Source organism: Goekera deserti, assembly GCF_010685995.1.
GTDB classification, from domain to species: domain Bacteria; phylum Actinomycetota; class Actinomycetes; order Mycobacteriales; family Geodermatophilaceae; genus Goekera; species Goekera deserti.
The window spans coordinates 33,767-52,333 of record NZ_JAAGWK010000003.1; the positions used below are offsets into that span (position 1 = coordinate 33,767).

14 protein-coding genes are annotated in these 18,567 nt (G+C 73.9%); 6 read left to right on the forward strand and 8 right to left on the reverse strand.

Going from position 1 to position 18,567, the window contains the following annotated elements; genetic code table 11:
* Nucleotides 1–15: 15 nt before the first annotated feature.
* From G1H19_RS01200 to G1H19_RS01220, 5 genes are all read right to left on the reverse strand, one after another.
* Complete coding sequence (locus tag G1H19_RS01200) at nt 16–2,976, reverse strand: AAA family ATPase (RefSeq protein WP_152731737.1); 2,961 nt, start codon at nt 2,974–2,976, stop codon at nt 16–18.
* Complete coding sequence (locus tag G1H19_RS01205) at nt 2,973–4,136, reverse strand: exonuclease SbcCD subunit D (protein WP_152731736.1); 1,164 nt, start codon at nt 4,134–4,136, stop codon at nt 2,973–2,975. The genes G1H19_RS01200 and G1H19_RS01205 overlap by 4 nt, the downstream gene beginning before the upstream one ends.
* 119 nt (nt 4,137–4,255) lie before the next feature.
* The gene (locus G1H19_RS01210; RefSeq protein ID WP_152731735.1) at nt 4,256–5,638 is read right to left on the reverse strand and encodes an acyltransferase family protein; all 1,383 of its coding nucleotides are present in this window, start codon (nt 5,636–5,638) and stop codon (nt 4,256–4,258) included.
* A 426-nt stretch (nt 5,639–6,064) separates the two neighbouring features.
* Nucleotides 6,065–6,676 carry a PH domain-containing protein gene (locus G1H19_RS01215; RefSeq protein WP_162393249.1) on the reverse strand — a complete coding sequence of 204 codons (612 nt, stop codon included), beginning with the start codon at nt 6,674–6,676 and terminating at the stop codon, nt 6,065–6,067.
* A 32-nt stretch (nt 6,677–6,708) separates the two neighbouring features.
* Entirely contained in the window at nt 6,709–7,569 is an 861-nt protein-coding gene (locus G1H19_RS01220) for a biotin--[acetyl-CoA-carboxylase] ligase (RefSeq protein ID WP_162393248.1), read from the reverse strand.
* 67 nt (nt 7,570–7,636) lie between these two features.
* Between G1H19_RS01220 and G1H19_RS01225 the strand changes: the two genes are divergently transcribed.
* From G1H19_RS01225 to G1H19_RS01240, 4 genes are all read left to right on the forward strand, one after another.
* Nucleotides 7,637–9,265, forward strand: coding sequence for an acyl-CoA carboxylase subunit beta (locus tag G1H19_RS01225; RefSeq protein ID WP_152731733.1), 1,629 nt, complete (start codon nt 7,637–7,639; stop codon nt 9,263–9,265).
* 116 nt (nt 9,266–9,381) lie between these two features.
* On the forward strand, nt 9,382–9,570 hold the full coding sequence (locus G1H19_RS01230; protein ID WP_235928204.1) for an acyl-CoA carboxylase epsilon subunit: 189 nt from the start codon (nt 9,382–9,384) through the stop codon (nt 9,568–9,570).
* Nucleotides 9,567–10,202: a Maf family protein gene (locus tag G1H19_RS01235; protein WP_235928203.1), complete on the forward strand. Its 636-nt coding sequence runs from the start codon at nt 9,567–9,569 to the stop codon at nt 10,200–10,202. Before G1H19_RS01230 ends, G1H19_RS01235 begins: the two co-directional genes overlap by 4 nt.
* A gap of 70 nt (nt 10,203–10,272) precedes the next feature.
* Nucleotides 10,273–12,042: an acetyl/propionyl/methylcrotonyl-CoA carboxylase subunit alpha gene (locus G1H19_RS01240; RefSeq protein ID WP_162393247.1), complete on the forward strand. Its 1,770-nt coding sequence runs from the start codon at nt 10,273–10,275 to the stop codon at nt 12,040–12,042.
* Nucleotides 12,043–12,161: 119 nt separating this feature from the next.
* On the opposite strand, the gene G1H19_RS01245 is transcribed toward G1H19_RS01240, so the two are convergent.
* Both G1H19_RS01245 and G1H19_RS01250 read right to left on the reverse strand, forming a co-directional pair.
* Nucleotides 12,162–14,261 (reverse strand): hypothetical protein, encoded by a 2,100-nt coding sequence (locus G1H19_RS01245; RefSeq protein WP_152731731.1) that lies wholly within the window; start codon nt 14,259–14,261, stop codon nt 12,162–12,164.
* A gap of 65 nt (nt 14,262–14,326) precedes the next feature.
* Nucleotides 14,327–15,733: an NAD(P)H-quinone dehydrogenase gene (locus tag G1H19_RS01250; RefSeq protein WP_152731730.1), complete on the reverse strand. Its 1,407-nt coding sequence runs from the start codon at nt 15,731–15,733 to the stop codon at nt 14,327–14,329.
* Nucleotides 15,734–15,871: 138 nt separating this feature from the next.
* Between G1H19_RS01250 and G1H19_RS01255 the strand changes: the two genes are divergently transcribed.
* The gene (locus G1H19_RS01255) at nt 15,872–16,345 is read left to right on the forward strand and encodes a gamma-glutamylcyclotransferase family protein (RefSeq protein ID WP_152731729.1); all 474 of its coding nucleotides are present in this window, start codon (nt 15,872–15,874) and stop codon (nt 16,343–16,345) included.
* Entirely contained in the window at nt 16,335–16,745 is a 411-nt protein-coding gene (locus tag G1H19_RS01260) for a GtrA family protein (protein ID WP_152731728.1), read from the forward strand. The genes G1H19_RS01255 and G1H19_RS01260 overlap by 11 nt, the downstream gene beginning before the upstream one ends.
* 641 nt (nt 16,746–17,386) lie before the next feature.
* Here the strand turns inward: G1H19_RS01260 and G1H19_RS01265 are convergent.
* On the reverse strand, nt 17,387–18,280 hold the full coding sequence (locus G1H19_RS01265; protein WP_152731727.1) for a hypothetical protein: 894 nt from the start codon (nt 18,278–18,280) through the stop codon (nt 17,387–17,389).
* Nucleotides 18,281–18,567 lie beyond the last annotated feature (287 nt).

Genomic DNA, 18,567 nt, shown 5'->3' on the forward strand with positions numbered 1-18,567 from the left:
TGGCGCAGCGTTCCGTCAGCCGGCCAGGCGAGACCCGTGCCGCGCCGTCACCACCTCCAACCGGCTCGGGATGCGGGTGCGCAGTTCCTCCACGTGACTGACCACCCCCACGGTGCGCCCCCCACGCCGCAGGTCGTCGAGCACGGTCATGACGGCATCGAGTGCCTGCGGGTCCAGGCTCCCGAAGCCCTCGTCGACGAAGAGGGTGTCGATCTGGACTCCACCACTCTCAGCGGTCACCACGTCGGCCAGGCCCAGGGCCAGGGCCAGGGACGCCATGAAGCTCTCGCCGCCGGACAGGGTCTTGGTGGGACGGCGACAGCCGGTGTGCTCGTCGAACACGTCGAGCCCCAGCCCGCCCCGGGCGCCGTAACGGCCCTGTACGTCGCTGTGCAGGAACGTGTAGCGACCGGCTGACATGTCCTGCAGTCGGCGGCTGGCGACCTCGGCCACCTGCTCCAGGCGTGCCGCCAGCACGAAGGACTGCAACCGCATCCGGCGGGTGTTGGCTCCGCGCCCCTGGACCAGGTCGGCCAACTCGATGACCTGCTCGGCGGCGAGGCTGCGCTCGTCGAGCACCGTCTCCAGCGCGATCAGGTCACCGGCCAAGGCGTCCAGACCGCCCGTGCACCGATCAGCGCGGTCGAGTTCCGCGACAGCGGTCTCACGGGACGTCGTCGCCTCCTCGCAGGCGGACCGCAGCACGGTGAGATCGGGGGCGGGCGGGAGATCGACCAACTCCGGGTCGGCGAGCACCGCTCGGGCCGCCAGGAGTGCAGCGTCGTACCTGTCGACGACCCCCGAGAGCTCGCGGAGTCGCGCGGCCGTCCGGTGTGCCTCTGCGGCGGCGAGGACGTCCCGGAACCCGCACTCGACGGACCGGGTCTCCGCGGCCTCGCGGGCTCGCTCCGCCATGCTGCGGGCGCGGACCACCTCGGCCTCCGCTCCCAGGAGCTCGTCACACCGGTCGGCCACATCGGTCAACTCGCGCACCCGCGCACCGAGATCCGGGGCGTCTCCTCGCGAAGCATCCAGCCGCTCGGTGACATCACGCAACGCCTCGACGGTGGCCTCCTGCTCAGCGGCGCGACGGCTGAGCTCCTCGCGCACCGCAGCCAGCTCGGCCGCGGTCCGGTCCCGGGTGGCGACGAGAGCCGCCAGGGACGCCTGGGCTGCGGGCAGCGCCCGACCCGCGGCGGCCGCGGCCTGCTCGGCAGCCGACTCGACCCGCAGAGCCGTTCGGTGCTCGTCCGGTGACCGGCCGCCCGCTCCGGCACGGCGGGCGGCCAGCCGCTCGGAGAGCGTCTGCAGCTCCCCACGGACGACCTCGAGGGCGGCTTCGGTCTCCTCGACCCGGATCGCTGCCGCCTCCTCCGCGGCGTCGGTGACCGCCCGGTCCCCGTGCACGGCCGGGCGGGGGTGCTCAGGGGAACCGCAGACCGAACACTCGACACCGTCGGTCAGCCGGGTGGCGAGCTCTGCGGCCATGCCCGCCCACCGCTGTGTCAGCAGGTCGGCACGCTGCTCGCGGGCGTCCAGCCACGCCTCGCGAGCCGACTCCACCGAGCGGCGGCAGATCTCGGCGCGGCGGGCGAGCTCCTCGGCCTCCGACGCTGCGTGCACCGCCGCCTCGCGGGCCTCACGTGCGGCCGTCAGGCCAGGCAGTCGTGCCGCGTCCGCCTCGGCTGCCCGCACGGACTCCTGCAGGGCGACGATCTCGGCTGGCAGCGAGGCGACCGCCGCCGTCAGGCTCGCGCACCTGTGCGACAACTCCGCCACGGCCTGCCGGTCGTCCTCGACCCGTGCGGCGAGTCGGTCCGCCCGCTGCACCTCGGGAAGCAGGGACCGCAGCCCGGCCAGCTCGTCCCGTAGTTCGCGGGCACGATCGGCCGAGGCCGGCAGACCTCCGGAGACCGCTGCCCACCGGCCCCGCGCGACCTCGAGCAGCTCATCGGCCCGCTCGGCGTCCAGCGCGGTCCGGCCGGCGGCCTGCAGGGCGTCCCGCACGACCTCCGCTCGACGGCCGGCGTCGAGCTCGGTGCGGGCCGCCGTCACGTCCGCCTCGGCCGCGACGAGAGCATCCAGTTCCTGCTGAGCCCGCTGCCGCCGGCGGTGACGGCGGTCGAGGTCCTGAGCTCGTGCGTGGACCTGCTCGAGCTCGGCGACCCGTTCGGCCGCGACGGCGGCCGCAACGGTGGCAGCTCGATGCCCGGCGTGGGCTGCGGCGCGCAGGCCGGTCACCCAGGAGCCGAGACGTCCGGCGGACGGGGCGCCGACCAAGGCCGGCGCCAACCGCTCGGGAACCGCCACGTCGGCGGTCTGGGCCACCCGGGTCAGCAGGGTGCCCAGTTCCCCGCGCAGCTGCCGGAGACCCTCGTCAGCGGCTCGTCGCTGCTCCGCGAGCCACTCCTCGACCCGGGCGAACCGATCCACGTCGAACAGCGTGCGCAACAGCCGGGCCCGGTCCTCCGGTTCCGCCCGCAAGAAGCGGGCGAAGTCCCCTTGCGGGAGCAGGACGACCTGGCAGAACTGCTCGGCGGTCAAACCCAACCGGCGACGGAGGTGTTCGGAGCCCTCGTCGATGCGCGTGCTCACCGGTTCCCAGCCGTCGGCCGACCAGCGCTGCAGCACCAGCCTCGCCTGCTCGGTCGTGCTGCCGACGCCGCGCTTCTTGGGTCGCTGCTGCTCCGGCCGTCGGGTGATCAGCAGACGCTCACCCGCGAGCGTCACCTCGCACCGGACCTCGGTACGGACCGCATCGGCAGCATGGTCGCTGCGCAGCCGCCTCTCCTCCCCCCGGGCACCGGGCACCGTGCCGTACAAGGCGAAGACGATCGCGTCCAGCAGGGTGGTCTTGCCGGCACCGGTCGGGCCCCAGAGCAGGAACAGGCCATCGCGGCCGACGTCGTCCAGATCGACCTCCTCGCTGTCCGCGAAGGGGCCGAACGCGGTGAGACCCAGGCGGTGCACCCTCATGACAGCCGCTCGTCCTGCGCGGCCGCGGTCAGGCCCTGACCGATGAGCTCGCGCTCAGCGGGACACATCTCCCGGTCGCGCACGTGGGCGACGAACTCGTCGACGACCTCGAGGTCTCCGCGACCCCGCAGCCGGTCGGTGTAACTGCGGGCGTCGGCCGGGCGGCCAGCACCCACCCACTCCATGTGGACGGCGAACGGGAACCTCCCCTGCAACCTGCGCATCGGGTCCGCCGGGCGGACGGGATCGGTGATCCGGGCGGACACGAAGTGCTGCTCGGCGAGGTGGAGGTCGGGGTCGGCGAGCAGGTCCGCCAGCTCGCCGGTGAGCATCGTCAGCGGGCGCGGTGTGGGCAGCGGCACGGGCTGCACGTCGGCCAGACCGTGGGCATCGAGCTCGACGAGCCACGCCTGCTTCTGCTGGCCGGCTTCCCCGAAGGAGTACGCCAGCGGGGAGCCGCTGTAACGCATGCGGTGGGTGAGGCTCTGGGGACGGTGCAGGTGGCCCAGGGCGACGTAGTCGACGCCGTCGAAGACCCGCTCCGGCACCAGGTCGACGCCGCCCACGCAGATGTCCCGCTCGCTGTCGCTCGGCAGTGCACCGCCGACGAAGGCGTGCGCCAGCACCACCGAGCGCACACCGGGTCGCAGGAAGAGGTCAGCACGTACACGGTCCATGGCCGCGCCGAGGACGACCTCGTGGCTCAGCGGGCCCTCGCTCCGACCGCCGCCGAGCCCCAGCTCGTGCCGGGCGACCACCGGCTCCAGGTAGGGGATGCCGTAGATCGCGACCTCACCGTGCCGGTCGGTGAACAGGACGGGCTCGTCCAGCGAGGCGGTGGCCGCGCGCACGTGCACCCCGCTGCGGGACAGCAGGTCGGCTGCGAAGCCGAGCCGGCGAGCCGAGTCGTGGTTGCCGGGCGTGAGCACCACCTGGGCCCCGGCGGCCCGCAGACGGACGAGCACCCGGTCCAGCAGCATCGTGGCATCTGCAGAGGGGACCGCGCGGTCGTAGACGTCACCCGCGACGAGCACGATGTCGACCGACTCGGCAGTGACCACGTCGACCAGCGAGTCGAGCACCTGGCCCTGCGCCCAGAGCAAGTCGGAACCGTGCAGCGAGCGACCGATGTGCCAGTCCGAGGTGTGCAGCAGCCGCATGACCACGACGGTAGGTGGTGGGTCTGACAGGAACGGGCGCCCCCGGAGGGGACCGGACCCGCGAGCCCGGCGCGGTCGAGGGGTCCGGACGGACGGGAGACGCCCGCGGCGTCGGACGCTCAGGCGGCCGAGCTGTCCGACCCGGTCGCCTGCGTGGCCCGCCACGCGGACGTCAGGACCCGGTCGCCGTCCACGCGCTCACCCAGGTCCGGGTGCCGGCGCGGTCCGGGCAGTGTCGGCGGCACCGTCGTCCGCGTCCCTGCACGGCGTCCGTGCTCGCCGGAGAGCGCGGGCGCAGGAGCCGCCACGGCCAGGTCGGCAGCGGGCGCACTCCGGGCCCAACGGCCGGGCCCGCGGTCGCGCAGCCAGAGCCGCGACGGCTCCTCGACGAACCGGTAGCAGAGGTGCGCCAGGACGAAGGACCCGAGGAACACCTGCGGCGCCAGCAGTGTCTGCAGCGGGGTGCCGGGCGCGACGGTCGGGTACCACTCCATGGCGCTGCGGAAGACCTCGAACACCGGGATGTGCACCAGGTAGAGGCTGAACGAGATGCGGCCGCCGTGCACGAGCGCGTCGGTCCCGAGGGCCCGCGCGAGGCCACCCCGGGAGATGGCGAGCGCCCCGACGAGCACCGGGAACAGGACGACGACGATCCCGCCGAAATTGTTCTCACCACCGCCGCGCTGGAAACCCCACCACAGGCCGAGCAGGATCTGTGCCAGCGCAGCGATCGCCACCCGGGAGCCGATGAGCTGGACACGTGGGGTGATCCTCAGGCGCCGGACCGCCAGGCACGTCAGGGCCCCGGCGGCGAACCCGCCGCCGATGCGCACCGCCCAGCTCCACGGGTAGTACGGGTCACCCACGGTCAGGCAGCGCCAGGCGATCGGCGCCAGGCAGAGCACGGCCAGTGTCATGAGCACCGGCGCCGGGAGTCGACGCAGGCGCCAGAGGACCAGCACGACGAGGGGGAAGCAGACGTACGCCGCCCACTCCGCGCTGATGGACCAGCCCGGTCCCACCCACGAGGACCCGTCGAAGGCCGACTGGTCCCACAACTGCACCATGAGCAGCTGCTCGATGTAGTGCTCGACGTCCACGACGGGTTGGACGGCCTGGAAGGCGGCAGCGCCTTCCCCGACACGACCGGCCCGGTAGACCAACCAGCCGCCGAACAACGTGGTGACGAGTGCGTAGACCGGCCACACCCGGCAGATGCGGGCCCAGCAGAACCCGACGAACGAGCGCACGGTCGGGCGGGCACCCATCTTGTCCAGGTAGGACAACGTGATGACGAACCCGCTGAGCACGAAGAACAGGTCGACCCCGAGCGCACCGGTGTTGAGCAGCGGCCGCCACGGCTCCCACACGAAACGGTACGACTCACCCGGGGTGAACATGAAGTGGAAGGCGACGACCCACACCGCGGCCACGATGCGCAGGCCGGTGAGCGCCTTGATCTCCCCGCGCAGCGGACTGTCCGTGGACGGTGCTTCAGTCATCGAGATCCCCCGGTGGTGCGTCAGTTTCCTGGATCGCGCGGCGTCCCGGGGTGGCAGCTGCTCGTGCGCGCGGACCTCGGGGACCGGCCTGGGTCGACCGTAGGCGGCGGGACAGTGCTGGTTGAAGTCGAAACCGCCACAAAGCAAACGCGGAGTGTTAGCTGAAGATGACTATTTGTGACAGGACATCGCGCCAGTGACCTAGGGGACAGTCGAGCACGACGAGACTGGTGATGCGCCTGTGGGCGCTCCCCGATGACCGCCGTCCGACTGTGTCCACCCGTCGGGACAGCAGACCGGCGAGCATGACGACGGAACGGTCCGAGGTGCACCGGTTCTCCGGGTCCGGCCGGACAGATGTCCCGGCTGCAGGGACACCCCGGCGCGTGACCGGCTCCAGGACCGGGCGGACCCGCTGAGCGTCGTTCAGCGGGTGCGGCGGCGGTCCCGCCGGTCGCCCCGGGAGCGGTCGTCCGGGTGGTGGTCGTCGTCGTACGGGTCGTCGCGGTACGCCTCGCCGATGTAGCCGGCGCTCTCCTGCGCCCGCCGGTCGGCGTCCTCCTCGATCATGTGGTTCAGCAGCTGCTGGACCTCCTCGCTGTGGCCGATCGCCGACAGCACGGTGGCGCCGTTGTCCCCGGCCGACTCGATGGTCAGCGTCCCGGAGTTGACGACCCGGTCCCACAGCGACTGCCGGTAGGAGACGTCGGTGATCCGGGACAGCCCGATGTCCCGGCCGGTGCGGGACAGGATGCCCGTGCGGAACAGCAGCCGGTGCGTGGTGATCACGTAGTGCGTCGTCCGCCAGCGCAGCAGCGGGACGGCGACGAACACCAGGCCGAGGACGACGGCGACCGCGCCGATCACGAGCCGGGCGAGGGCCTGGTCGTCGCCCTCGGGCACCAGCGCCGCGCCGAACGAGCCGCCGCCGACGAGGACCAGGAACAGCACGACCGGCCGGAAGAGCGTCAGCCAGTGCGGGTGCAGGTGCCGGACGACCTGCTCGTCGGGGCCGAGGATCCTGTCCGGGTACGCCACCGCGCCAGGATGACCCACCTCCTCCTCCGCCGTCACCCACCCCCGGCGGCTCGGCGCACGTGTCGGACGTCGCCGGAGGCCAGCTCCAGCAGGCCGTCGGGGGTGCGGACCACCAGGCGGCCATCCCAGTCGACCGCCTCGGCGACCCCGTCGACCACCGAGCCGTCGGGCAGCGTGACGGTGACCGTGGTGCCGACGGTGGAGGACCAGGCCAGGTAGTCGGCCGCGAGGCCGGACCGGACCGGGTCGCCCAGGCACGCCACCCAGTCGCGGTAGCGCCGCTCGAAGGAGCGCAGCAGGCCCAGCAGCACCGGCCCGCGGTCGATCGTGCGCCCGGCGACCAGCGCCAGGGAGGTGCCGCCCTCGGGCAGCTCGTCGGCCCGGGTGGACACGTTGAGCCCGACCCCGACGACCACGGCCCCGCCGTGCGCCTCGGCCAGGATGCCGGCCAGCTTGGCGCCGTCCAGGGCCAGCAGGTCGTTGGGCCACTTCAGCGACGGGCGCACGTCGGCGACCTCGGCGACGGCCTCGGCCAGCGCCACCCCGGTGAGCAGCGGCAGCCAGCCGCGCCGCGCGGCCGGCACGTCGGGGCGCAGCAGCACCGACACCGTGATCCCGGCCCGCGGCGGGGAGGCCCAGCGGCGGTCCAGCCGGCCGCGCCCGGCGTCCTGGTGCTCGGCGACGAGCACGGTGCCCTCGGGGGTGAGGGGCTCCCCGTCCGGCCCCGTCGCGGCCGCCTGCTCGACCAGCGCGGCGTTCGTGGAGCCGATCTCGGCCACCACCTGGACTCCTGTCCAGAACGACCCGTCCCGGCGCAGGACGGCCTGCAGCGCAGCGGCGTCCAGGGTGGGGCGGTCGAGATCGGACCAACGTGATGTGGGGCTCTCCGGCACCTCCCTTACGCTACCGACCGATGACCGGGGCGCCCACGACGAGCGCCGAGTGGAAGGCAGGGCTCAGATGACGGCGACAGAGCTCGAGAGCGCCGGGGAGCACGTCCCGGACGACATCGACATCCACACCACCGCAGGTCGTCTGGCCGACTTCGAGCGCCGCCGCCACGAGGCGCTGCACGCCGGGTCGGAGAAGGCGGTGGAGAAGCAGCACGCCGCCGGCAAGATGACCGCCCGCGAGCGGATCGAGGCACTGCTGGACCCGGGCTCGTTCACCGAGCTCGACGAGTTCGCCCGGCACCGCTCCACCAACTTCGGGATGGACGCCAAGCGGCCCTTCGGCGACGGCGTGGTCACCGGGTACGGCACCATCGACGGCCGCCCGGTCTGCGTGTTCTCCCAGGACGTCGCCGTCTTCGGCGGCAGCCTCGGCGAGGTGTACGGCGAGAAGATCGTCAAGGTGCTCGACCTCGCGATCCGGAACGGCTGCCCGGTCATCGGCATCAACGAGGGCGGGGGCGCCCGCATCCAGGAGGGTGTGGTCTCCCTCGGCCTCTACGGCGAGATCTTCCAGCGCAACGTGCACGCCTCCGGCGTCGTCCCGCAGATCTCGCTGGTCATGGGCGCCGCGGCCGGTGGGCACGTCTACTCCCCCGCGCTGACCGACTTCATCGTGATGGTCGACGAGACCAGCCAGATGTTCATCACCGGCCCCGACGTGGTGAAGACGGTGACCGGCGAGGACGTGACGCTGGAGGAGCTGGGCGGGGCGCGGACGCACAACACGAAGTCCGGCGTCGCCCACTACCTGGCCGAGGACGAGGCCGACGCCCTGGACTACGTCAAGGCGCTGCTGTCCTACCTGCCCAGCAACAACCTGGACCCGCTGCCGGCGATCGACGTCGCACCGGTCGACGTCGCGCTGCCCGAGGCGCTGACCGACACCGACCTCGAGCTGGACACCTTCATCCCGGACTCGACCAACACGCCCTACGACATGCACACCGTCATCGAGCACGTGCTCGACGACGGCGAGTTCCTCGAGGTGCAGGCGCTGTGGGCGCCCAACATCCTGATCGGCTACGGCCGGGTCGAGGGCCGCCCGGTCGGCGTCGTGGCCAACCAGCCCACCCAGTTCGCCGGCACCCTGGACATCGACGCCAGCGAGAAGGCCGCCCGCTTCGTGCGCACCTGCGACGCCTTCAACGTCCCGGTGCTGACCTTCGTCGACGTCCCCGGCTTCCTGCCCGGCACCTCCCAGGAGTGGGAGGGCATCATCCGCCGCGGCGCGAAGCTCATCTACGCCTACGCCGAGGCCACCGTCCCGCTGGTCACCGTGATCACCCGCAAGGCCTACGGCGGCGCGTACGACGTCATGGGCTCCAAGCACCTGGGCGCCGACGTGAACCTGGCCTGGCCGACGGCCCAGATCGCCGTCGTCGGGGCGCAGGGGGCCGTCGGGATCCTGTACCGCAAGGAGCTCGCCGCCGCCGACGACCCGGCCGCCCGCCGCGCCGAGCTGGTCTCCGAGTACGAGGACACCCTCGCCAACCCCTACATCGCCGCCGACCGCGGGTACGTCGACGCGGTCATCCCGCCGTCGCACACCCGCATCCAGGTGGTGCGGGCGCTGCGGCTGCTGGCCAACAAGCGCCAGACGCTGCCCCCGAAGAAGCACGGGAACATCCCGCTGTGACACTGCCGTCCTCCGGACGGCACCGCGACCAGGTGCCGTCCCCAGCAGCAGGAGCGAGCCCGTCGCTCGATCGCGGCGACACTGCGGGCCCGCACTCCTCGCGACCGTTCCTGACGGTGCTCCGGGGGCAGCCCACCGACGAGGAGCTGGCGGCGCTCACCGCGGTCGTCGCCGCCCTGGCGCAGTCCGGCGGCCCGCGCCGCCGGCCCACCCCGGTGGGCGCCTGGGCCTCCCGCGCCGACCTGGTGCGCACCCCCCTGAGCCCGGGCCCCGGCGGCTGGCGTGCGTCAGGACGGTTCTCGTGACCGACGTCGTGGTCCCGCCGGGGCGGGCCCGGGACCGCCGGCTCGTGCTCGCGTCCGCCTCGCCGGCCCGGCTGAACCTGCTCCGGCAGGCCGGGCTCGCCCCCGAGGTCGTCGTCAGCGGCGTGGACGAGCAGGCGGTCACCGCACCCCGGGTCGCCGAGCTGGTCGCGCTGCTGGCCTCCGCGAAGGCGTCGGCGGTGGCCCGGCGGGAGACCGACGCCCTGGTGATCGGTTGCGACTCGCTGCTGGAGTTCCGCGGCCGGCCCTACGGCAAGCCCACCGACGCCGCCGACGCCCGGCTGCGCTGGCAGCGGATGGCCGGGCACAGCGGCACGCTGCACACCGGCCAGGCCCTGTTCGAGGTCAAGGACGGCGCGATCACCGTGCGCACCGTGGGTGTCTCCACGACCGAGGTGTACTTCGCCACGCCCACCGAACGGGAGATCGACGCCTACGTGGCCAGCGGGGAGCCGCTGGCCGTCGCCGGCGCCTTCACCCTGGACGGGCTGGGCGCGTCGTTCGTCCGCCGCGTCGAGGGCGACCCGGCCGCCGTCGTGGGGCTGTCGCTGCAGCTGCTGCGCACCCAGCTGGCCCGGGTCGGCCTGACCGTCACCGACCTGTGGCGGCGCTGACCCACACCACCCGGGGCCCGGTCGACCGGGCGCCGGACAACCGCAGTTCCACTTCGAGGGAGGCACGTCGGTGCAGAAGGTCCTGATCGCCAACCGTGGCGAGATCGCCGTCCGGGTGGCACGCGCGTGCAAGGACGCGGGGCTCACCAGCGTCGCCGTGTACGCCGACACCGACCGGGACGCCCTGCACGTGCGGGTGGCCGACGAGGCCTTCGCCCTCGGCGGCACCACACCGGGCGAGTCCTACCTCGTCATCGAGAAGATCCTGGACGCCGCCCGGCAGTCCGGTGCCGACGCGGTGCACCCCGGCTACGGGTTCCTGTCGGAGAACGCCGCCTTCGCCCAGGCCGTGATCGACGCCGGGCTCACCTGGATCGGCCCCTCCCCCGACGCGATCGTCGCCCTCGGGGACAAGGTCGCCGCCCGGCACATCGCCATGGCCGCCGGCGCCCCGCTGGTGCCCGGCACCAAGGACCCGGTCTCCGGTCCCGACGAGGTGGTCGCGTTCGCCGAGGAGCACGGCCTGCCGGTGGCGATCAAGGCCGCGTTCGGCGGGGGTGGCCGCGGGCTGAAGGTCGCCCGCACGCTGGAGGAGATCCCGGAGCTGTTCGACTCCGCCGTCCGCGAGGCCGTGTCCGCGTTCGGCCGGGGCGAGTGCTTCGTCGAGCGGTTCCTGGACAAGCCCCGGCACGTCGAGGCCCAGGTGCTGGCCGACACGCACGGCACCGTCGTCGTCGTCGGCACCCGGGACTGCTCGCTGCAGCGGCGCAACCAGAAGCTCGTCGAGGAGGCCCCGGCGCCGTTCCTCACCGCCGAGCAGCGCGAGCGCATCCACAGCTCGGCCAAGGCCATCTGCAAGGGCGCGGACTACGTCGGCGCCGGCACGGTGGAGTACCTGGTCGGCGTGGACGGGTCGATCTCCTTCCTGGAGGTGAACACCCGCCTGCAGGTCGAGCACCCGGTCAGCGAGGAGACCTCCGGCATCGACCTGGTGCTCCAGCAGTTCCGGATCGCCCAGGGTCTGCCGCTGGAGATCACCGAGGACCCGACGCCGCGCGGCCACAGCTTCGAGTTCCGGATCAACGCCGAGGACGCCGGCCGCGGCTTCCTGCCCGCCCCCGGCCCGGTCACCGCGCTGCAGGTGCCGCAGGGCCCCGGGGTGCGCTGGGACTCCGGCGTAGAGGCCGGCGGCGAGGTGGCCGGCGCGTTCGACTCGATGCTGGCCAAGCTGATCGTCACCGGCGCCACCCGGGAGGAGGCGCTGGCCCGCTCCCGCCGCGCCCTGGACGAGCTGGTGGTCGAGGGCATGGCGACGGTCATCCCCTTCCACCGCGCCGTGGTGCGCGACGAGGCCTTCACCAGCGAGCCGTTCTCGGTGCACACCCGCTGGATCGAGACCGAGTGGGACAACCAGGTCCCGGCCTACGGCGCGGCCGCTCCCGGCGAGGAGCCCGAGCCGCGGCAGACCGTCGTCGTCGAGGTGGGTGGACGCCGGCTCGAGGTGTCGCTGCCCGCGGGCCTCGCGGCCGGTGGCGGGGGCGGGGCCGGCGCGCCTGCCGGTGCGGCGGCCAAGCCGCGCCGGCGCAGCGGCGGCGGGGGCGGCTCGGCCGCGTCCGGGGACTCCTTGACCTCGCCCATGCAGGGCACCATCGTCAAGGTCGCCGTCACCGACGGCGCCACGGTGGCCGCCGGTGACCTGGTGGTGGTGCTGGAGGCCATGAAGATGGAGCAGCCGATCACCGCGCACAAGGCCGGCACCGTCTCCGGCCTCGCGGCCGAGGTCGGGGCCGCGGTCACCAGCGGCGCGCTGCTCTGCACGATCACCGACCCGGCCGGCTGACCCCGGACGGCCCTTCCCGAGGAAGTGGCCGCCCGACCCCGGGCGGCCACTTCCCGAGGAAGTGGCCGGCTGACCGGGGCGGCCCTTCCCGCGGAAGTGGCCGCCTGACCCAGTGCGGCTCAGGGGCGGCGCACCCCGAGGGAGTCCAGGCCGTTGCCGTCCCAGTCGCCGGCGAAGGCCGTGTCGCCCGGGTCGCCGTAGGCCACGACCTGGTCGGCGAAGCCCGCGGTCAGGCTGAAGCGCAGGAAGTACTGGTTGTCCCGCCGCACCGCCAGGGTGTCCCCACGCTGCGCCGGCGACCAGCGCCCGACCACCACCCGGTCACCGACGTCGCCGTAGGTGAAGGTGCTGTCGGCGAACCCACTGGTGATGGTGTTGCGCACGAAGTACTGGTTGCCGCGGCGCACCGCCAGGCTGTCGGTGCCGTTGCCGTCCCAGTCGCCCACCAGCACCGCGTCACCCGGGTCGCCGTAGCTGACCACCGCGTCGGCGAAGCCACTGGTCACGCTGTTCTTCACGAAGTACTGGTTGCCGCGGCGCACCGCCAGGGTGTCGGTGCCGTTGCCGTCCCAGTCGCCGACCAGCACGGTGTCGCCCGGGTCGCCGTAGACGAACGACAGCGACGCCGGGCCGCTGCTGTTGACGTTGCGCGGGAAGAAGGTGTTCCCGCGGCGCACCATCAGGCTGTCGGAGCGGTTGCCGTCCCAGTCGCCGGAGTAGGCCATGTCGTCCGGGGCGCCGTAGCTGAGCACCACGTTGGCCCGGCCGCTGAACGAGTCGTTGAGGAAGTAGGCGGAGCCCGATCCCCCGATGTCACCGGAGCCGGCGACGGGTGCCGCGGCCCCGCCGGCCGGGGCGATCGTGACGGTGGCACCGCCCGGGCCGGCGGCGGTCACGGTCAGGGTGAAACCGCCGAGGGTCACCGGGACCCCGGTCGGGAGCGCGGCGGCGACGTCGCCGTCCCAGCCGGCGCGGCCGGAGGGGGTGGCGTCCAGCAGCAGCGAGCTGTCCGAGCCCGCCCCGAGCCGGCGCACCAGCACCCCGGTCTGCAGCGGGAAGCGCGTGCCCGGGGCACCGATCCACGCGTCCTGCCCGGCGGCCACCCGGTTCTCCAGCCAGTAGACCCGGCCGTCGGCGGCGGCCAGCCGGACCCCGCGGACGCCCGAGGCCGCCGACAGCGGGGCGAGGGACACGGTGGTGGCCGGGCTGCCGGCGCTCAGCGCCACGGTCTCCCACGGCGGCAGCAGCCCGATCAGCGACGCCTGCGCGGCGTTCAGCGAGCCGGTGCGCTCCCAGGAGACGCCCATGACGTCGTACAGGTCGCGGTAGGCGGCGACCTGGCAGGCGCCGGTGTCGACCGCCGCGTCGCACTGCAGTCCCGAGGAGTGCCCCAGCCCGAAGTTGTGCCCCAGCTCGTGCGCGACCAGCGTCGGCACGATGTCCCGCACGTAGGCGCGGCCACCGGCCCCGATGCCGGGGGCGACCTCGGCCAGGCCGTAGCTGCAGCCCGGCTGGCTCTCGGCGGCCGCGGAGACGTACAGCAGCAGGTGCTTGCCGGGCCCTGCGGTCCAGCCGACCTTCGACGCGGCCTCCTGCCACATGCCCAGCGGGTTGCTGCAGCTGGTGGCCAGCGGCGTCCAGCCCACCGACGCGGTGACGCCGATGACGACGGCGCCGCGGCTCTGCCCGGACCAGAACTGCGACACCGGGCCGTTGACGGTGTTCACGATCGAGTCCAGCGTGCGGCCGTCCTGCGCGACACCGGCCGGGGTGACCATCACCACGGTGACGGCGTTGGTCACCCCACCGGCGGCGGCCGCCAGGGGGACCTCCGCCGGGGGCGCGGCGACCACCGCGGCCGACAGCACGTCGCGGGCCGGCTCCACGCCGTCCTCGGTCGAGGCCTCGTCGGCGACCTCGCCGCCCAGGGTGACCCGGACGGTGGAGCCGGCGGGCAGGTCGTCGACGTCCCCGGTGGGCACCCGTACCGCGCCGTCGGCGGTCTCGACGTAGCTGAGCGGGGCGCCGTCGGTGTGCCCGGCGTGCCCCGGGTCGTCCTCGGGCTGCACCTGCACCAGCTCGCCCACGACGGTCGCGCCGGCCCCGGCCGGCAGGTCGGCGCGGGCACCGGCGGTGCCGAGCGCGAGCACGGCCCCGACCACGGCGACCGCGACGACCGACCTCGGGCGGCGGGGGGACAGCAGCGAGGGCGCGATCACGCTCTCCCTTCGGCGTCCGGGCGGTCGATGTGCAGGCGAACCCGGCACCATGTGGTGCCGGTGGCTCAGCTGCGGTCGACCGTGCCCATCAGCCGGCGTCCGGCCTCGGTGATCGAGCCCGACAGCGACGGGTAGATCGAGAACGTCTGGGCCAGGTCGGCCACGGTGAGGCCCTTGGTCACGGCCAGCGCGATCGGCAGGATCAGCTCGGAGGCACCCGGCGCCACCACCACCCCGCCGACGACGACGCCGGTCGAGCGGCGGGCGAAGATCTTCACGAACCCGTCCCGCAGGTCGCTCATCTTGGCCCGGGCGTTGGTGGCCAGCGGCAGCCGGACGACGTCGACGTCCTCGCCCTCGGGCATCGTCTTCTGCTGCACGCCGACGGTGGCGATCTCCGGGTGGGTGAAGACGTTGGCCGACACGGTCTTCAGCCTGATCGGGGCGACCGCCTCCCCGAGGGCGTGCCACATGGCGATCCGGCCCTGCATGGCCGCCACCGAGGCCAGCTGGAAGACCCCGGTGACGTCGCCGGCGGCGTAGACGCCGGGCACCGACGTGCGGGAGACCCGGTCGACCACCACGTGCCCGGACGGCGACAGCGCGACGCCGACGGCCTCCAGGTTCAGCCCGCCGGTGTTCGGCACGGTGCCGACGGTCATCAGCGCGTGCGAGCCCTCCACGGTGCGCCCGTCGGTGAGCTCCACCACGACGCCCTTCTCGGTGCGGCGGACGGCGGCGGCCCGGCTGCGCTCGGCGATCCGGCCCCCGCGGGACTGGAACACCTCCTCCAGCACCTCGGCGGCGTCGGAGTCCTCGCCGGGCAGCACCTGGTCGCGGGAGGACACCAGGGTCACCGGCACGCCGGCCTCCAGGTAGCCGGAGGCGAACTCGGCACCGGTGACACCCGAGCCGACGACCACCAGGTGCTCCGGCGGCTCCTCCAGGTCGTAGACGTCCCGCCAGGTGAGGATCCGCTCGCCGTCGGGCTCGGCACCGGGCAGCACCCGGGGGTCGGCGCCGGTGGCGATCAGCACGGCGTCGGCCACGATCGTGCGGGTGACCGCGCCGTCGGCGTCGAGCACCTCCACGGTGTGCTCGATCAGGCCCTGGATGACGTCGGAGAGCCGGGCCCGCCCGGAGACGATCTCCACGCCCTCGTTCTCCAGCCGGGCGTGCACGTCGGCCGACTGGGCCACCGCCAGGCCGCGGATCCGTCCGTTGACGTGCGCGAAGTCAAGACCGACGGCGCTGAGCTCGGTGCCCTGCAGGCCGAGGCGGACCGAGTCGCGGACGGTGGTCATGGTGCCGGCGGCGGCGATGAAGGCCTTGGACGGCACGCAGTCGGACAGCACGCTGGCACCGCCCATGCCGTCGCGCTCGACGATGGTCACCTGGGCGCCGAGCTCGGCGGCGACCAGCGCGGCCTCGTAGCCGGCCGGGCCGCCGCCGATGATGACGATGCGGGTCATGGGTCCTTCCGGGGCTGACTGTGGGGTGTCTGGGTCCATCCTCCCCCGTGCTCGCCAGGATCGGCGCGAGGGCGACCCGCGTCACGTCCGGGCGGTCTGCCGCGCCGCCGGGCGCCCGCGCTGGTTAGTCTCGCTGCGATGGGCCTCTACGCCGCCTACGGGTCGAACATGGACCCGGCACAGATGCTGCGGCGCTGCCCGTCCTCACCGACCGCCGGCACCGGCTGGATCCGGGACTGGCGGCTCACCTTCGGGGCCGAGGAGCTCGGCTGGGACGGCGCGCTCGCCACCCTGGTGCCGGTCGACGGCGACACCCCCGCCGCGGCAGCGCCCGGCGTCTTCGTGGCGCTCTACGACCTCACCGACGCCGACGAGCGCGCGCTGGACGCCTGGGAGGGCGCCGACCACGGGCTGTACCGGAAGCTGCGGCTGCAGGTGCACACGCTGTCCGGCGACGTCGTGGCGTTCGTGTACGCGCTGGACGCCTTCGAGGGTGGGCTGCCCTCGGCGCGCCACCTGGGTGCGATCGCCGACGCCGCCGAGGCGGCCGGTGCGCCGGACGACTACCTGGCCGACCTCCGCTCGCGTGACTGCCGCTCCGTTGGCCTCTGACGCCGCCGGCGGGCCCGGGCCGACCCTGCTCGGGCAGCTGCTCCGCTTCGGCGTGGTCGGGTTGTTCAGCGCAGCCGTCGACCTGACCGTCTACACCTTGGCCCTGCACCTGGGCGCCTGGACGCCGGCCGCCCGGACGCTCAGCTTCGTCTGCGGCACCAGCACCGCCTACGTGCTGAACCGTCGCTGGGCCTTCCGCGTGGAGGGCAGCCGGCGCCGGGCGCTGGGCTTCGTCGTCCTCTACGGGACGACGTTCTTCGTCATCCTCGGCGTCAACGCCGCCGCCCTGGCGCTGCTGCCGGACGGCTCCTGGCGGGTGACCCTGGCCTGGGCCCTGAGCCAGGGCTTCGGCACCGTCGTCAACTTCGTCCTGCTGCGCACCGTCGTCTTCCGCGCCTGACCTCCGCCTCCCCCTCCGCCTCCCCCTCCGCGTGATCATGGAGCTGCGTGAGCGACGCGCCGGTGGGTCGCTCACGCAGGTCCGTGATCGTCGGCGGGAGGTGGCGGACAGGTGACGGAGCTGGGGCGGCGGTCACGACGCAGGTGGCAGGTCTGGCACTCACGCGCGGTGGGCGGCACCGGGGGCTGACCTACGACGACCACATGGTGCGCGCCGCCCTCGTCGTCGACCTGGCTGGCCCTCGTCGGGGCGCTGGAGAAGACGGCCGAGGCGGTGGTCACCTCGCCGTGAGCGGCGGACGCGGCCGGGTCGGGGGTCCCCTGCCGGCGGCTGCTGGAGTTCGGTGGGCCGCTGGACCGGTGGGTCTACGACGGCCGGTATGGCCGGGACGAGTGGAGCACCCTGCTTCTCGGGTGCGGGGTCTCGCGCGACCCGCAACGCTGGTGGCAGCCGGGCCCCCGGTACCGGCCCGTGGACGCCGCAACACTGGACCGCGACCGAGCAGCGGGCAGTCCGACGCGATCACCGACTGGACGCCGGCCTCGCCGACTCTTCCCGCCCCCCTCCCCCACCCCCTTCCCCGCGATCATGGAGCTACGTGAGCGGCGCGCCGATGTGTCGCTCACGGCGGTCCGTGATCGTCAGCGGGAGAGCGCAATGGCCCGGGTGGCGTCGGCGAGCATGCGGTCGGGGTGGCGGTAGACGTCGACGGCGGTGACGTGCAGCAGGGTCCAGCCGCGGGCGGTCAGCCAGTTGTGCCGGTGCCGGTCGTCGGCCAGCTGCTGGCGGGTCATGTGCGCCTCCAGACCGTCGAACTCCGAGCCCACCCGGTACTCGCGCCAGCCGACGTCCAGCTCGCGCCACTCCCCGCCGTCCCCCACCCGCAGCTGGGTCTCCGGTGCCGGCAGCCCGCCCTCGAGGTACCGCCAGCGCATGCGTGACTCCATCGGCGACTCCGCCCCGGGGTCGGCGTGCGGCACGAGCGTGCGCAGCCGGGTCACCTGGCGCAGTCCGCGGTGCTCCTCGGTGGCGGCAGCGAGGTCGTCGCGGGTGCACCAGCCCGAGCGCAGTGCGGCGTCCAGGGTGGCGAGCCCGTCGATCGGCGCGGTCAGCCGGACGACGTCGCAGGCGGTCCGGGCCGGCGGGGTGCACCAGACGCCGTCGACGAGCACGGCGTCGTCGGTGCCCAGCGACGACGGGTGCACCCGGATGCCGGGCCTGCTCCGGTTCGGCACGCACGCCGGACCGAGGAAGTGCAGCACCTGCCCACCCAGGACGTCGAAGCCGTGCAGCAGCGCGGCGGTGGAGTGGCACGCCACCAGGTCCGCGCCGACCACCAGGGCGGCGGCCCGGACGAGCAGCGCCGGTGTGTCGGGCAGCTCGGCGTCGACGAGCACGCCGCGCCACCGCGTCCGGCGCCAGCGGCCGGTGCGCACCAGGCGGGCGATCTCGACGTCCGAGTGGCTCTCCCGCGCATGGGCGGTCGTGAACACCCCGCCCTGCCGAACGACGACGCGGTAGAGGGCGATGTCCACCCCCCGACCCTCACCCGCCCGAGACCCGCCTCACCCCGCCCCACCCGATCTGTGGACAGCCCTCCCACCTGTGGACGACCGAGGATCATGGACCGCCGTGAGCGGCGCGCCGGCGTGTCGCTCACGCAGCTCCATGATCACCGCGGTGCGGGCCCGAGCGGGGGGGGGGGAGGGCCCGGGCGGCGGGGCGGGGCGGCGGGGTCAGCTGGTGGGGGTGGAGAGGAAGGTCTGCAGCAGTTGGCGGGCGGCCAGGGCGGGGGTGAGCTCGCCGGCCAGCACCTGCCGCT

Bases quoted from the DNA above. Each gene is read 5' to 3' on its own strand.
- G1H19_RS01200 (WP_152731737.1), bottom strand. From the start codon at position 2,976: ATGAGGGTGCACCGCCTGGGTCTCACCGCGTTCGGCCCCTTCGCGGAC.
- G1H19_RS01205 (WP_152731736.1), bottom strand. From the start codon at position 4,136: ATGCGGCTGCTGCACACCTCGGACTGGCACATCGGTCGCTCGCTGCAC.
- G1H19_RS01210 (WP_152731735.1), bottom strand. From the start codon at position 5,638: ATGACTGAAGCACCGTCCACGGACAGTCCGCTGCGCGGGGAGATCAAG.
- G1H19_RS01225 (WP_152731733.1), top strand. From the start codon at position 7,637: ATGACGGCGACAGAGCTCGAGAGCGCCGGGGAGCACGTCCCGGACGAC.
- G1H19_RS01250 (WP_152731730.1), bottom strand. From the start codon at position 15,733: ATGACCCGCATCGTCATCATCGGCGGCGGCCCGGCCGGCTACGAGGCC.
- G1H19_RS01255 (WP_152731729.1), top strand. From the start codon at position 15,872: ATGGGCCTCTACGCCGCCTACGGGTCGAACATGGACCCGGCACAGATG.